This is a genomic window from Actinomadura gamaensis (genome assembly GCF_042652125.1).
Classification (GTDB): Bacteria; Actinomycetota; Actinomycetes; order Streptosporangiales; family Streptosporangiaceae; genus Spirillospora; species Spirillospora gamaensis.
In genome coordinates this window covers 675847-689987 of record NZ_JBHSIT010000001.1, presented here as the reverse complement: position 1 = coordinate 689987, position 14141 = coordinate 675847, and the positions used below count along the sequence as shown (strand labels likewise).

General features: G+C 72.3%; 10 protein-coding genes. 5 read left to right on the top strand and 5 right to left on the bottom strand.

Translation table 11 applies throughout. The features are described 5' to 3' along the window. The first annotated feature begins 921 nt into the window (after window positions 1–921). A complete protein-coding gene (locus ACFPCY_RS03240; RefSeq protein ID WP_378252031.1) occupies window positions 922–2457 on the top strand; it encodes a phospholipid carrier-dependent glycosyltransferase in 1536 nt (511 codons plus the stop codon). On the opposite strand, the gene ACFPCY_RS03235 is transcribed toward ACFPCY_RS03240, so the two are convergent. Both ACFPCY_RS03235 and ACFPCY_RS03230 read right to left on the bottom strand, forming a co-directional pair. Continuing rightward, the gene (locus ACFPCY_RS03235) at window positions 2393–3892 is read right to left on the bottom strand and encodes a CoA-acylating methylmalonate-semialdehyde dehydrogenase (protein WP_378252030.1); all 1500 of its coding nucleotides are present in this window, start codon (window positions 3890–3892) and stop codon (window positions 2393–2395) included. The two genes, ACFPCY_RS03240 and ACFPCY_RS03235, sit on opposite strands and share 65 nt — an antisense overlap. Further along, window positions 3889–5193 (bottom strand): aspartate aminotransferase family protein, encoded by a 1305-nt coding sequence (locus ACFPCY_RS03230; RefSeq protein ID WP_378252029.1) that lies wholly within the window; start codon window positions 5191–5193, stop codon window positions 3889–3891. The genes ACFPCY_RS03235 and ACFPCY_RS03230 overlap by 4 nt, the downstream gene beginning before the upstream one ends. A gap of 218 nt (window positions 5194–5411) precedes the next feature. Between ACFPCY_RS03230 and ACFPCY_RS03225 the strand changes: the two genes are divergently transcribed. Continuing rightward, window positions 5412–7043, top strand: a complete 1632-nt coding sequence (locus ACFPCY_RS03225; protein ID WP_378252028.1) for a PucR family transcriptional regulator — start codon at window positions 5412–5414, stop codon at window positions 7041–7043. Between the two features lie 60 nt (window positions 7044–7103). Here the strand turns inward: ACFPCY_RS03225 and ACFPCY_RS03220 are convergent, their stop codons facing one another. Then, window positions 7104–9035: an NAD(P)/FAD-dependent oxidoreductase gene (locus ACFPCY_RS03220; protein WP_378252027.1), complete on the bottom strand. Its 1932-nt coding sequence runs from the start codon at window positions 9033–9035 to the stop codon at window positions 7104–7106. Between the two features lie 268 nt (window positions 9036–9303). After that, window positions 9304–10152, bottom strand: a complete 849-nt coding sequence (locus ACFPCY_RS03215; protein ID WP_378252026.1) for a TrmB family transcriptional regulator — start codon at window positions 10150–10152, stop codon at window positions 9304–9306. Between the two features lie 167 nt (window positions 10153–10319). Here ACFPCY_RS03215 and ACFPCY_RS03210 point away from each other — a divergent pair, with 167 nt between their 5' ends. Then, window positions 10320–11066, top strand: a complete 747-nt coding sequence (locus tag ACFPCY_RS03210) for an SDR family oxidoreductase (protein ID WP_378252025.1) — start codon at window positions 10320–10322, stop codon at window positions 11064–11066. A 193-nt stretch (window positions 11067–11259) separates the two neighbouring features. Next, a complete protein-coding gene (locus tag ACFPCY_RS03205; RefSeq protein ID WP_378252024.1) occupies window positions 11260–12126 on the top strand; it encodes a lysophospholipid acyltransferase family protein in 867 nt (288 codons plus the stop codon). A 60-nt stretch (window positions 12127–12186) separates the two neighbouring features. Here the strand turns inward: ACFPCY_RS03205 and ACFPCY_RS03200 are convergent, their stop codons facing one another. Then, window positions 12187–12723: a helix-turn-helix transcriptional regulator gene (locus ACFPCY_RS03200; protein WP_378252023.1), complete on the bottom strand. Its 537-nt coding sequence runs from the start codon at window positions 12721–12723 to the stop codon at window positions 12187–12189. 156 nt (window positions 12724–12879) lie between these two features. On the opposite strand from ACFPCY_RS03200, the gene ACFPCY_RS03195 reads away from it, so the two are divergent. After that, window positions 12880–14112 carry a hypothetical protein gene (locus tag ACFPCY_RS03195; RefSeq protein WP_378252022.1) on the top strand — a complete coding sequence of 411 codons (1233 nt, stop codon included), beginning with the start codon at window positions 12880–12882 and terminating at the stop codon, window positions 14110–14112. The last annotated feature ends 29 nt before the right edge of the window (window positions 14113–14141 follow it).

The window sequence follows — 14141 nt, the reverse complement described above, 5'->3', positions numbered from 1 at the left end:
ATCCCGCAATTATGCGCGCCATTAAGGGGCGGTTCGGAAGAAAGGAAACCGCCGCGACCCGGGCGGCAGTGGGTGCTGGCGTCCGCGCCACACACGGAGGTTGCTGGAGAGGGATATGGCGCGGGCTACTGCCGTTCGTCCGGGCCGCGGCGGCACCGGTGATGGCGTGGCGAGGTTGGGGAACAGCGGATCACCTTGCAGTGCTGCCTGGCCACGCGGTCACCGGTCCCCGGCGAGGCGGCGACGGTGTGACGCCCTCGAGACGGAGGAGATTCGAGGGACGCCGCGCGTCCCGCCGGAGGTCGCGGGACGGCCGGGGGCCGTCCGTACGCGGGTTCTGCCTGCGATCGTTGTGTTGGATCACCTCGATCCGTGCGATGAGCCTGCGCGGGGTCTCGGCCTCCACGAAGCACCCGGTGTCCAGCGTCCGCGGCGGGAGCGCCCACCAGTGGCCGGTGAACAGGCCGAACCAGAAGGTCCAGCCCGGAAAGCGCCGGGAAAGCGCCTCGACCTCCGCTGCGTGCTCGTCAGTCATCGGGTGACCTTCCTGCCGGCGCGGATCCGGACTCCGGACGCGCCTGTGGGGCCATGACCTTTTTCAATTCCGCCCCATTAATTGGGACAGTTCAGATTGTGTCCCCCGTCACAGGGCCAGTCAATACTTGTAGCTATTATTTGTCGAACGCCGAATGGCGAAAATTGACGACGGAAACATCCGGGCGGCAGAAAGTCCCGCCCCGGGGACCTGGGGCTTCGCCGATCCGGCGGACGCCGCTCACCCGGTGCTGCGCTGCGTTCACCCCGGCGACACCCCGCTCCCCTAGCGTGGGCGCTCCTGTGACCGACGACACCGCTCGCGGCCGCCGCTCCGCCGGTGGGCAATTCGCGAATTTTCAAGCTATCTGGGCGATTCCTCGCCGAGTGTCCGCGCCGCGCGCGGTCACCGCCGCGCGGGACCGGCTGCGTCCGCACGCGCTGTTCCTCATCGCGCTGGCGGGCGCGATCGCCCTGCGCTGGACGACCCTGCGCGCCTATCCGTCCGGCCTGTGGTTCACCGGGGACTCCTACTTCTACATCGGGCACGCGCTGAACCCGCGCCCGTCCCCGACCAGGACCACCGGCTACTCGATGCTGCTGTGGCTGCTCCGGCCGGCGCACAGCCTCTACCTGGTCGTGTTCCTCCAGCACGTCATGGGGATCGCGGTCGCGGTCATGCTGTACGCCCTGGTGCGGCGCGCCCGGCTGCCCGGCTGGGCCGCCGTCCTGACGGCGCTGCCGGTGCTCTTCGACGGCTACCAGATCGAACTGGAGCACCTGTTCATGTCGGAGGCGCTGTTCACGTTCCTCCTGACAGCCGGGATGACCGTGCTGCTCTGGCGGCCGCTCGGCCCGGACCGCGCGAGGCCCGGCTGGAGGCAGGCCGTGGCGGCGGGCGCCCTGCTCAGCGCCGCGACGATCGTCCGGTCGGCGGGTGCGCCGCTGGTGCCCGTCCTGCTGCTCGGGCTGCTGCTGTGGCGCGGCGGCTGGCGGACGGCGGTGGCGTTCGGGACGGCGGCGGCCGTCCCGCTGCTCTCCTACGCGCTCTGGTTCCAGCAGGTCAACGGCACGTTCGCGCTGACCAGCAGCGACGGGATCTTCCTGTGGGGCCGGACGGCGAACTGGGCGGCCTGCTCGAAGATCCGCCCGCCCGCGCACGAGCGGGACCTGTGCCTGCCCAAGCGCGTCCAGGCCCAGCGCATCCCGCCCGGACGGCTCGACTGGATCAGCACGATCCCGCCGCGCAAACGCTGGCGGACCGTCGCTACGCCCGAGGCCAACAAGACCCTCCGCGACTTCGCGATCCGCGCGATCCTCGCGCAGCCGCGCGCGTACGCCGGCGACGTCGCGCGAGGCATCGGCTACACGTTCGAGAACAGGCGGCGGCCGTACCCGAACGACACGACCGAGATGCTGTACCACTTCCCGGACCGTCCGCAGATCTTCCCCGGCGGGCGCGGCTGGAGCGGGCACGGCGGGACGGCCCTCGGCGACATCCTCACCTACACCGACGACGGCACCCCGAGCCGGGTGAACCTGCCCGAGGCGAAGCGCATGATCGCCTACCAGAAGCACGTCTACCTGCCCGGACCGGTCCTCGGCGTGATCTTCGTGGTGGGCGCCTTCGCGGTGCTGCGCCGGGGCCGCACGGCCCTGCTCGCCTACGGCGCGGCGGTGACGCTGCTGGTGTTCCCGATCGCCTCGTGCGACTTCGACTACCGGTACGTGATGCCCGTCCTGCCGTTCGCGTGCCTGGCCGCCGCGCTGGCGTTCGCGCCGAGAAACGGAGACGGCCCCAGCGGTGCCGGGGCCGTCTACGCGTGGGCGCGGTCCAGCCGTCGCGCTTGGGCGCGGTCTAGCCGTTGGTGGGGAAGCCCAGGTTCACGCCGCCGTGGGACGGGTCCAGCCAGCGGGCCGTGACCGCCTTCGTGCGGGTGTAGAAGTGGACGCCCTCCATGCCGTGGGCGTGGCTGTCGCCGAACAGCGACGCCTTCCACCCGCCGAAGGAGTAGTACGCCATCGGGACCGGGATCGGCACGTTGATGCCGACCATCCCGACCTCCACCTCGTTCTGGAAGCGGCGCGCCGCCCCGCCGTCGTTGGTGAAGATCGCGGTCCCGTTGCCGTAGGGGTTGCCCGCGAGCAGCTCCATCGCCGCCTCGTAGGAGCCGACGCGGGCGATCGACAGCACCGGGCCGAAGATCTCGTCCCGGTAGCAGTCCATCTCCGGGGTGACGTGGTCCAGGACGGTCGGGCCGAGCCAGAAGCCGTCCGCGCCGCCGCCGAGCACCGGCGTCTCGCGGCCGTCGATCGCGAGGGTCGCGCCCTGGGCGACGCCGCCGTCCAGGTAGGACGCGACCTTGTCCCGGTGCGCCCTGGTGACCAGCGGGCCCATGTCCGACTCCGGGTGGTCCCCCGGCCCGATCCTGAGCTCGGCGACGCGCTCCTTGATCTTCGCGAGCAGCTCGTCGCCGACCGGGTCCACCGCGACGACGACCGAGATCGCCATGCAGCGCTCGCCCGCCGAGCCGAAGCCCGCCGAGACGGCCGCGTCGGCGGCGAGGTCGAGGTCGGCGTCCGGCAGCACGACCATGTGGTTCTTCGCGCCGCCGAGCGCCTGCACGCGCTTGCCGGTGCGGGCCGCCGTCTCGTAGATGTGCCGCGCGATCGGGGTCGAGCCGACGAAGCTGACCGCCTTCACGCCGGGGTGCTCCAGCAGGCCGTCCACCGCCGCCTTGTCGCCGTGCAGGACGTTGAACACGCCGTCCGGCAGCCCGGCCTCGGCCCACAGCTCGGCCAGCCGCACCGCCGCGGACGGGTCCTTCTCCGACGGCTTGAGCACGAAGGTGTTGCCGCAGGCGATCGCCACCGGGAACATCCACATCGGCACCATCGCCGGGAAGTTGAACGGCGTGATCCCGGCGCAGACGCCGACCGGCTGGAGGATCGAGTAGGCGTCCACCCGCGACGACACGTTCTCCGAGAAGCCGCCCTTGAGCAGGTGGGGGATCCCGCACGCGAACTCGACGACCTCCAGGCCGCGCGCGACCTCGCCCGCCGCGTCCGACACGACCTTGCCGTGCTCGGACGAGATCAGCCGCGCCAGCTCGTCCCGGTGCTCGTGCACCAGCTCGCGGAACCGGAACAGGATCGCCGTGCGCTTGGAGAGCGAGGTGTCGCGCCAGCCCGGGAAGGCGGCCTCGGCGGCGGCGACGGCCGCGTCCACCTCCGCGGCGGCGGCGAAGTCGACGCTGCCCGCCACCTCTCCCGTGGCCGGGTTGTAGATCTCGCCTCGCCGTGCGGCGGCTCCGTCGAAGGGCTTGCCGTTGATCCAGTGGGTGACGTGCTTGCTCACTTGCGGGCCTCGTTCACGGTTTCCAGGGAGTCGATCAGGATGCCGAGGCCCTCTGCGGCCTCGGCGTCGGAGAGGGTCAGCGGCGGGGCCATCCGGACGGTGTTGCCGTACAGGCCGCCCTTGCCGACCAGCAGGCCGCGCTCGCGCGTCGTCTCCATGAGCGCGGTGGCCAGCTCGGGGCTCGGCGCGCCGGTCTCCGGGTCGGTGAACTCGATCGCGAACATCAGGCCGCGCCCGCGGATCTCGGCGACGAACGGGAAGCGCGGCGCGGCCTCCCGCAGCCCGCCGATGATCGTCGCCCCCTGCCGCCGGGCGTTCGCCTGGAGGTCGTGGTCCAGCACGTAGTCGAGCGTGGCGTTGGCGGCGGCCGTCGAGACCGGGTTCCCGCCGAACGTGGACAGGCCCACGGCGTGCAGGCCGTCCATCAGGTCGCCGCGCGCCACGACGCCGCCGATGGCGAAGCCGTTGCCGAGGCCCTTGGCGAAGGTCATCATGTCCGGCGTCACGCCGTGGTTGCCGATGCCGAAGAAGCTGTCGCCGGTGCGTCCCCAGCCGGTCTGCACCTCGTCGGAGACGAACAGGATCCCCTGCTCGTCCAGCACCTCCTTGTAGGCGGCGAACAGGCCGTCGGGGGCGGCGGTGAAGCCGCCGACGCCCTGGATCGGCTCGGCGATCAGCGCGGCGACGTCGCCGCCGGTCGCCGTGGCGAGCACGTGCCGCAGGTCGGCGACGCACGCCTCGGTGTACTCGGCGTCCGACATGCCCCTGAACTGGGGCAGGTGCCGGTCCGCGCCGTGCAGGAAGTGGACGTTCAGCGGCGAGTACGAGTTGTTCTTCCAGGCCCGGTTCGAGGTGACGCCGACGGCGCCGAAGGACCGCCCGTGGTAGCTCTGCCGCATCGCGAGCACCTGGTCGGTCTTGCGCGCATAGGTCGCGAGCAGCAGCGCCGTCTCGTTCGCCTCGGTGCCGGAGTTGGTGAAGAAGACCTTGGCGTCCGGGATGCCCGACAGCCGGGCGATCTTCTCGGCCAGCTCGACCTGCCCGCGCAGCAGGTAGGCGGTCGAGGTGTGGACGACGCCGGTGGCGAGCTGCCGCTCGACGGCCTCGCGCACCTCGGCCACGTCGTAACCGATCATGTTCGTCAGGATGCCGACGAAGAAGTCCAGGTAGGTGTTGCCCTCGGCGTCGGTCACGCGGCTGCCCTTGCCGCCGACGAGCTCGATCGGGTGCGCGTAGTTGAGGGCGAGCCACGACGGCATGACCGCGCGGTGGCGCTGGAGAAGCGAGGCGTGTTCGGACATGACTTCATCCTCCGTCGCGGTCCGGCGGCGCTGCTACCGGCACTCTGTCAACATGCCGGACAAAGTATTGACGCTGTGGCGGGCCGACCGCCACGATATCCGCAGCCGGTTAGGGGCCCCTATCACCGAATCCGCAGGTCATCCCGATACCGTCGGGCTACAGGCTGTAAGTGACCGGCCGGATCGTCCTGACACTGTGTCGGCTACCATCGTGCTCGATGCTTCCCACCGTCGCCGACGTCCTCCAGCTCGAGGCGGTCCGCCGCGGGCAGCCCCGAGTGGTCGCCGGCGCCGACCGCCTCGGCAACCGCGTGCGCTGGGTGCACGTCGCCGAGGTCGCCGACATCGCGCACCTGCTGCACGGCGGCGAGCTGGTGCTCACCACCGGCATCGCCCTCCCGGACGAGCCGGACCGGCTGCGCGTCTACATCGCCGAGCTGGCCGAGGTCGGCGTGTCCGGCCTGATGGTCGAGCTGGGCCGCCGGTACGCCGCCGCGCTGCCCGGCCCGCTGCTCGCCGCCGCCGAGGAGCACGGCCTGCCCGTCGTCGTGCTCGCGCACGAGCCCGCGTTCGTGGACATCACCGAGTCCGTCCACGCCCGCATCCTCCAGGACCAGTTCGCCGAGCTGCGCGCCTCCGAGCAGCTCCACGAGATCTTCACCCAGCTGTCGGTGGAGGGCGCGTCCACCGAGGAGGTCGTCCGGCAGGTCGTCGCGCTCTGCGGGCACTCGGTCGTGCTGGAGAACCTCGCCCACCAGGTGCTCGCGATGGACTCCGGTCCCCGCGACCCGGCCGAGCTGCTGTCGGCGTGGGAGACCCGGTCGCGGGCCGTCCGGCCGCGCAACCGCACCGCCTTCGACGACGCGTCCGGGTGGCTGGTCACGACGGTCGGCGCGCGCGGCGAGGACTGGGGTCGGCTCATCATCACCCTCGGCCGCCCGCCCACCCCGCGCGAGACCGTGCTCATCGAGCGCGCCGCCACCACGCTCGCGCTCGGCCGGCTGCTCGACCGGCACGCCGAGTCGGTGGAGCGGCAGGCGCACCGGACGATCATCGCCCGCATCCTCGCGCACTCCTATTCCGACCCGCAGGAGGCCGCCGCGCGCGCCCGCGCGCTGGGCGTGCCGCTGTCCGGGCGCCGCCTCCTCGGCGTCGTCCTGCGGCCCCGCACCTCCCCCGCGCCCACCGCGCCGATCGTCACCGGCGAGCTGGCCGAACTCGCCGAGACCGCCGCCGCCGCGTGCAAGGAGGCCCGGCTCGCCGCGCTGGTCAGCGTCCTCGACGAGGGCGGCCCGCACGCCCGCGTCGGCGTGCTCGCCTCGCTGCCCGCGCGCGCCGACGCCGAGACCGCGCTGAACGACACGGCCACCCGCATCCGCAAGCACTCCGGCACCGACTACGTGATGGCGGCCGGGTCGGTGGTCGAGTCGATCCGGGACGTCCGGCGGTCGTTCCTGGAGGCCGAGCAGGTCGCCGACGTCGCCGCCCGCTCGTCCTCCAGCCCGGCGCGGCTCTTCTACCGGCTGCCCGACCTGCGGCTGCGCGGCCTGCTGCACCTCATGCGGGACGACGCGCGCCTCCAGACGTTCGTCGAGCGCGAGCTCGGGCCGATCCTGTCGTACGACGCCCAGAAGGGCAGCGACCTCACCCGCATCCTGGAGCTGTACCTGGAGTGCGGGCGCAACAAGGCGGTCGCGGCGCAGCGCGCCCACCTGTCGCGTCCGGCGTTCTACGAGCGGCTGCGGCGCATCGAGCGCGTCCTGGACGCCGACCTCGACGACGTGGAGTCGTGCGTGTCGTTGCACGTGGCGTTGCTGGCGCTGTCGTCCGTCCGCTGGGAGCGTTCTTAGGACTCGCGAGAGCGGCCGGTGACGCGGGGTGCGTCACCGGCCGTTCTCGTCATGCGGGTGTCAGCCCAGTTCGCTGACGGCGCGCCAGGCCGCGTCGATCGCGGCGTCGGCGTAGGCGCGGTTCTGCGAGTCGGAGTTCGCGATGGTGACGCGTCCGAACGGCGTGCGTCCCAGCACGGACGGCAGCGGGCCGTCCGGCCAGAACGGCGCCCACGGACGGCCGTACTCCAGCGCGTAGCCGTGTCCCCAGCGGTTGACCGTGATGGCCTGGATGTCCTTGGCCGGGTCGAAACCGCCGCCGCTGAGCAGCCGGGTGAGCTGGTCGCGAATCGTCCGCTCGAAGGACGAGAACGGGCGAGCGAACAGGTCGCGGCGGCCCGGGCCGACGCCGCCGCGCGGGTTGTCGCCCGGCGCGGTCGCCATCCGGATCATGTGCACGAGGATCGGCTGGGACGGGTCCTTGGAGAACTGGTAGCCGGGGAAGCTGACGGGGTAGTCCAGCTCGGCGACCACCCAGTCGCCGCTGGTGAAGCGCGTGTGGTAGATCCGGAGCCTCTCCCACGCCTCCCAGTTGCGCAGCTGCACCATCGCGTACACGACCGGCAGCTTCGTGCCGTAGAAGAGGTTCTGCTTCTGGTCCGAGGGCAGGTCCTGCATGAGATACGGGATCATCGTGTTGTAGCAGGCCATGACCACGTTGCTCGCGCGGGCGCGGCACACCTTGCCGTCGCGGTCGAAGTCGACCTCCACCTCGCCCGCGTCGATGTCGCCGCCCTTGTGCTGCACTCGCACGCACGGCGAGCTGAGGCGCAGCCGGACGTCGTTGCCCGCCACGTCCAGCTTGCTGTAGTCGATGCGCGCGAGCGGCTCGGCGTCCATGTTCTGCGGAGCGCCGGTGTTCGGGATGAGCTGGCCGATGAGCAGCTTGCAGATCCCGTTGTTGCCGTCCGGGAAGTGGTAGATGTACGGGTCGTCCTCGTTCCACTGGATCTGGATCGTGGGACCGCAGTACTTGTAAGGCTCCTTCGACCGGTTCAGCTTCAGGCCGCCGAAGCCGGGATAGTCCTCCGCCCACGCGTCGATCGCACCGAACGCGTCGATGCCGAAACCCCACTCGTCGCTGGTGTAGGTCTGGAGGTAGTTGAGGACCTCCTCCGGCATCTTGGCGTAGTCCCGGAGGTACTGCCGGTAGGTGAGGTCGACGAGCTTGAGCTTCTTCTGCTCGTCGCTCATCCCCGGCAGGTAGTCGCCGGGCTTGTCCTGCAACGTGAGGAAGGCGGCCTTGGACTCCGCGCTCATCGGGGCGTTCGCGAGGGTCCGCGCCGTCTGCGTGTCGTCCTGCATGACGGCGAGGTGGTCGCCGCTGAACAGGTCGCGGGTGAAGAACTCCGAGTCGTTCAGCTTCCACTGCTTGTTGAAGTTCTGGTTGTAGTACCTGTCGAACTTCTGCAACTGGACGCCGAGGTCGGCCAGCAGCTTCTTCGCCTGCGGGCTCCACACCGACGGGCCCTCGATCGACTGCGAACCCCCGTACCCGACCAGCAGGTTCCCGTTCGGACGGAACTCGTTGCGGCGCGCGTGACCGCCGAAGTCGTCGTGGTTGTCCAGGATGAGGATCTTGGCGTCCGGCTTCCTCTGCTTGAAGAAGTGCGCGGCCGACAGGCCGCTGATGCCCGCGCCGACGACGATGAGGTCGTACCGCTCGCCGGTGTCCTCGACGGGCTTGCTGCCCGCCCAGTAGATGCCGTCGCGCAGCTCGTGCGGCACGCGCAGCGCCGGGTTCACGCTGCCGCGGAGCCCGGTCATCGCGGGCGGGTAGGACTTGTTGCCCGCGCCCGCGTACGTCCAGCCGTCCGGCGGGGTCACGACCTTGTTGTGGATGCCGCCGTAGGAGCCCGCCGAGCAGCCGGAGAGGGCGCCCGCCGCCACCGCGCCGCCGACCGCGACCGCCATGCCGTCCATGAAGTCGCGCCGGCTGATCTTCCTGTGCATTCCGAGCTCCCGGTCGGAATGCACCGGTTCATAGGAGTCTTCCCCCGCCATCAATCCCCCCGATGCGCACTGCCCCGCGGGGAGATCTTCCACGCCCCGGAGGCACGAAAACAACTACTACCCCGTCGGGGACGGTCAACCTGAGTTAAAACCGCGAGAAGGCTATCAGCGTAGGGCCTGACCTGCGCAGGGACCCCTCACTGTTCAAGTTCGGGCCAAGCGTGGAAGCGATTTGCGCAACAGGAGGACAAAGACCTAGTTCGTTTGTCTAATGATTGGAGGGCGTGCGGCCGAGAAGCCGGAGCAGGCCCGGATCGGTGGCGAACAGCCGGTCGAGTTCGGCCGCTCCCACGCGGTCCGCGAGGAGCTGGAGCGCGATGTCCTGGCGGACGTACTCGGCGGCCATGAGCGCGACCGCGGGATCGGCGGTGTAGATGCCCCAGGCCGAGCCGTCCGCGCCGAAGCCGCCCACGACCGCCTCGCGCCGGTCCCCCACGACGACGATGAGCCGGTACCCGAGATCCTCCAGGACGGCCTCGGGCGCGGAGTAGCGGTGCTCGTAGACGTTGCCCGGCAGCGCCCCGCCGGAGCCGTTCGCGTCCGCGCCCGAACCGAACGACATGATGGAGACGTCCACGCCGCGTCCGGCCGCCTCGTGCACGCGCGCGCCGAGGCGCGCCGTCTCCTCGGGCCAGACCGACAAGAAGAGGTCGCGGCGCGCGCCCGCCACCACATCCTCGGCGCGCGCGAGCATCGCCTCGCCGTCCTTGAGGTTATGGATCATGTGCTGCTCGGGCTCGGCGACGACGGCGGGCAGCGCGGTCTCCAGCACCGCGACCGACCCGTCGAACTCGCGGCGCATCCGGTCCAGCAGGGACGCGGGCGGCAGCGGCAGGTAGTCGGTCGCGTCGGACGCCCCGCGCAGCTCGAACGCCGCGCCGCGCGCCACCAGCTTGCCGAGCGTCTCGTACACGGTGCTGCGCGGCACCCCGGACCGCTTGGCCACCTCGTACCCGTTGACGGGCCGTCCGGCCGCGACCAGCGCGACGTAGGCCTTGGCCTCGTAGCCCGAAAGGCCGAGCCGCTGAAGGTGCTCCAGAACGTCCTGCACGCCCATATCGCCGCCATGCTACGCGCCCGGCACACCCCCGGCCCGACGTCCGCGCACACCCGCCGCCCAAACCGCGGGGCGCGCCCCGCGGGGACCGTGCGGTGCCCTCGCGCGAACCGTGCGACTACCCCCGCGACCAGGGATGTCATGGGCCGCGCGCTAGTCTTCGAAGGGTGGATCTAGGACTGCACGGCCGCCGCGCCGCGGTGGCGGCGGCGAGCAGCGGGCTCGGCCTCGAGGCGGCGCGGGCGCTGATCGCGGAGGGCGCGTCGGTCGCCATCTGCGGACGCGACCGCGACCGGCTGACGGTGGCCGCCCGCCGGCTCGGCGACCGCGCGTACCCGGTGCTCGCCGACGTGGGCACGCCCGAGGGCGCGACCGCGTTCGTCCGGGAGGCGCAGGACGCGCTCGGCGGCGTGGACGTCCTCGTCACCAACGCGGGCGGTCCGCCGCCCGGCGGCTTCGCCTCCACCCCGCTGGACGCCTACCAGAGCGCGCTCGACCTGAACCTGATGTCGGTCGTCGCGATGTGCAAGGCCGCCGTCCCGGCGATGCAGGAGCGCGGCTGGGGACGCGTCGTCGGCATCACCTCGATCTCGGTGCGCCAGCCGATCCCGACGCTGATCCTGTCCAACACCGCGCGCGCCGGGGCGACCGGCTTCCTCAAGACGCTCGCGCTGGAGGTCGCCAAGGACGGCGTGACGGTCAACTCGCTCCAGCCCGGCTTCCACGCCACCGAGCGCCTGCGCACGCTGCGCGGCGGCGACTGGGACGCGGTCGCCAACGAGATCCCGACGGGCACCGTGGGCGACCCCGCCGACTTCGGCGCGTTCGTCGCGTTCCTCTGCTCGGAGCAGGCGAAGTTCGTCACCGGCAGCGCCATCACCGTGGACGGCGGCGAGTACGCCGGCCTGCTCTGACCGGTCCCGTCAGCCCCCGGCCGACCGGTTCCGGTCCTGCCACGCGTTAATGAGACTCGGGTCTGGCCGCTTGGCAAGTCCGGCGGCGATACTCATGTTGTGACAACATTCACAGCCGCTCCGACCTGCGCTGCTGCCAACCGTGCTGACACGTGCGTCAAGCGCTTGGTCGGTTTCGCCTAGCATGCGCGGCATGGCCTCCCCTGCCGAGTGGACCCCGCCGCCGGACCACCTCATCCGCGCCGCCGACCTCGCGCTGCGACCGTGGCGCGCGTGGACCTCGCCCGTCTTCCACGGCCTGGAGAACCTGCCCGAGCGCGGCCCGGCCCTGCTGGTCGGCAACCACACCCTGTACGGCGTGGTCGACGCGCCGCTGATCTTCTTCGAGATCCACCGGCGGCGCGGCGTGTGGGTGCGCTCGCTCGCCGACCACGCGCACTGGCGGATCCCCGGCTGGCGCCGGATCATGGACGTCGGCGGCTCGGTGGACGGCACCCGCGACAACTGCCGCGCCCTGCTGAGCGCGGGCCAGATGGTCGTGGTCTTCCCCGGCGGCGCGCGCGAGGCCACCCGCGCCCGGCACCAGTGCTACCAGCTCCAGTGGGAGCGCCGCCTCGGCTTCGCCCGGCTCGCCGTCGAGGCCGGCTGCCCGATCGTCCCGTTCGGGTCGGTCGGCGCGGAGGAGATGTTCACGACCGTCCTCGACTCCGACAGCCGCCTGCTCGCCCCGGCCCGCGCGCTCACCCGCTCGGTGCTCGGCGACCGCGCCCGGGGGCGCGACGACATCATGATGCCGCTGTCCCGCGGCATCGGCCCGACCCTCGTGCCGCGCCCCGAACGCCTCTACTTCCGCTTCGGCACGCCGATCGACACCACGCCCTGGCGGGGCCGCGAGCACGACGACCTGGCCGTCACGGAGGTCCGCGACCTGGCCCGCAAGGCCGTCCAGGAGATCATCGACACGCTCCGCGCGGAGCAGTCGGCCGACCGGGGCCGCACGCCGCTGCGCCGCCTGACCCGCACCCTCACCAGGACGGCCCGCGCCCTCCCCCTGCGCTGAGCGGCACGGGCAAGACGCGGACGGCCGCGGAACGCCGGGCGTCCCGCGGCCGGAACCGGGTCAGGCGGCTCGGCGGCGCTGGAACGGCAGGTAGCGCTCGGCCCGGCGCGGGCGGGACGGCATGCCGGTCGACTCGACCGCGAGGATGCGGTCGAACCGGAAGGCGCGCACGCCCCGGCGGAGCCGGCACCAGCCGACGAGGTACCAGTGGTCGCGGTGGACGAGGCAGGTGACCGGCTCGACCTCGCGGATCGTGACGTGGGCGTCGGCGTCGCCGTAGCAGAGCCGGACGACGCGGTGGTCGGTGATGGCGGCGGCGATCACGCGGGCGCGGTCGGCGGTGGGCGCGTCGAGCGGGTCGGTGAGGGTCGCGAGGGTGGTGGCGACGACCTCGTCGTGGTCGGCGCCGGGCGGCATGAGGTGGCGCAGGGCGCGGCGGGCGGTGGCCGCCTGCGGGCCCGCGCCGAGGTGGGCGAGGGAGAGCGCGAGGGACGCGATCTCCGCCGCGGTCAGGGTGGGCTCGGGGGCCTCGAAGAGCGCGTCGGTGGCGGGACCGGTGGTGGCCCGGCCGGAGCTGGGGGTCGCGACGTTCGCCATGGTTCGATTATATGTTCGAACACCGACATTTCGCGGGTCGTCCGGCACCGGTCGTCCCTCCCCTTGAGGTGGCGCCCGCGCATGGGGAACACTGATCCCTCAAAACGGCACCATCCTGGGACATCGGGGGCGACATGGGCTTGCTGGGGGGCCGCGTTGGCTGACGCGGGGCTCGGTCGGCCCCTGACGAGGGAAGAGGCCGACGAGGCGCTCGCACGGCTCCGGGACGAGAGGGAACGCATCGGCACGGGTCTGCTCGACCTCGACGCCCATCCGGGCCGCCGCATGCTCGACGGCGCGGCGCTGTCCGGCGCGACCGCGGAGCTCCAGGCGCGCGTGGCCGACCGCATGTCCCGGCTGTGGGAGCTGTTCGACCTCTACCAGCGGGCGCTGTCGGACGCCGAGCGGCTGCGCGAGCGGCACGCCCGTCCGAAGCCGTCCGAGCTCGCGGCGCTGACGAGGCTGCTGGACGGCCCGTCAGTCGAGCTCCGGCCCGCGCAGGTGCCGATCGAGAAGCGCGGCCTGCTGGGCGGTCCCGAGCCCGAACGCCTCACGCTGCACGCGACCGTCCGGCGCATGACGGGCCTGTACGACGAGGTCGCGCAGGACGTGGCCGCCGTGGACGCGGCGTGGACGGCGCTGCTGCCCGCGCTGGAGGGCGTCGAGTCGCGGCACCGCGAGGCCGCCGCGCTCGCCGCGTCCCTGGAGGTCTCCCCCGACGGGCTGGACGACCTGGGCCGCGAGGTGGCCGAGGCCGGTCGCGCCGTCCGCGCCGATCCGCTGTCGCTGGTGAACGGGTCCGGCCCGGACACCGAACGCCTGCGGCGGCTGTCCGGCCGGTTGGACGAGGTCGTGGCGCGCCTGCGCGAGGCCGCGAGCCTGCGCGACGGCTTCGCCGAGCGGCTCGCCGCCATGGACGTCCTGATCGGTGAGGTGAGACGTGCCCAGGAGAAGGCCCTTCGCGTCCGCGCGGAGGCCCTGGAGAAGATCGCCTCGCCCGGGCTGCCCGAACCGTCCGATCTCGCCGCCGCGCTCGCCGACCGCCTCGCGGCGCTGCGGCGGTCGCCCGCCACCGGCCGCTGGGACGACCTCGCCGAGCGGCTGGCCGACGTGGAACGTGCTGCGACCGACGCGCGCGCCCGCGCCCGGCACGACGCCGAGCTCGCCTCCGGGCTGCTGGAGCGCCGCGAGGAACTGCGCGGACGTCTCGCCGCCTACCGCGTCAAGGCCGCCCGGCTGGGCCTGGCCGAGGACGCCGAACTCCTGACGATCTACGAGCGGACCCGCGAGCTGCTCTGGACGTCCCCCTGCGACCTGCGCGCCGCGACCGTGGCGCTGTCGGGTTACCAGCAGGCCGTCACCTCGCGGGCGAAGGGAGCCGATCGATGATCCCGTGCACGCAGCCCGGCTGCGGCGGA

Excerpts from the sequence above, each read along its gene's own strand:
- ACFPCY_RS03215 (WP_378252026.1), bottom strand. The coding sequence starts at position 10,152 with ATGGGCGTGCAGGACGTTCTGGAGCACCTTCAGCGGCTCGGCCTTTCG.
- ACFPCY_RS03205 (WP_378252024.1), top strand. The coding sequence starts at position 11,260 with ATGGCCTCCCCTGCCGAGTGGACCCCGCCGCCGGACCACCTCATCCGC.
- ACFPCY_RS03200 (WP_378252023.1), bottom strand. The coding sequence starts at position 12,723 with ATGGCGAACGTCGCGACCCCCAGCTCCGGCCGGGCCACCACCGGTCCC.
- ACFPCY_RS03220 (WP_378252027.1), bottom strand. The coding sequence starts at position 9,035 with ATGCACAGGAAGATCAGCCGGCGCGACTTCATGGACGGCATGGCGGTC.
- ACFPCY_RS03225 (WP_378252028.1), top strand. The coding sequence starts at position 5,412 with ATGCTTCCCACCGTCGCCGACGTCCTCCAGCTCGAGGCGGTCCGCCGC.
- ACFPCY_RS03230 (WP_378252029.1), bottom strand. The coding sequence starts at position 5,193 with ATGTCCGAACACGCCTCGCTTCTCCAGCGCCACCGCGCGGTCATGCCG.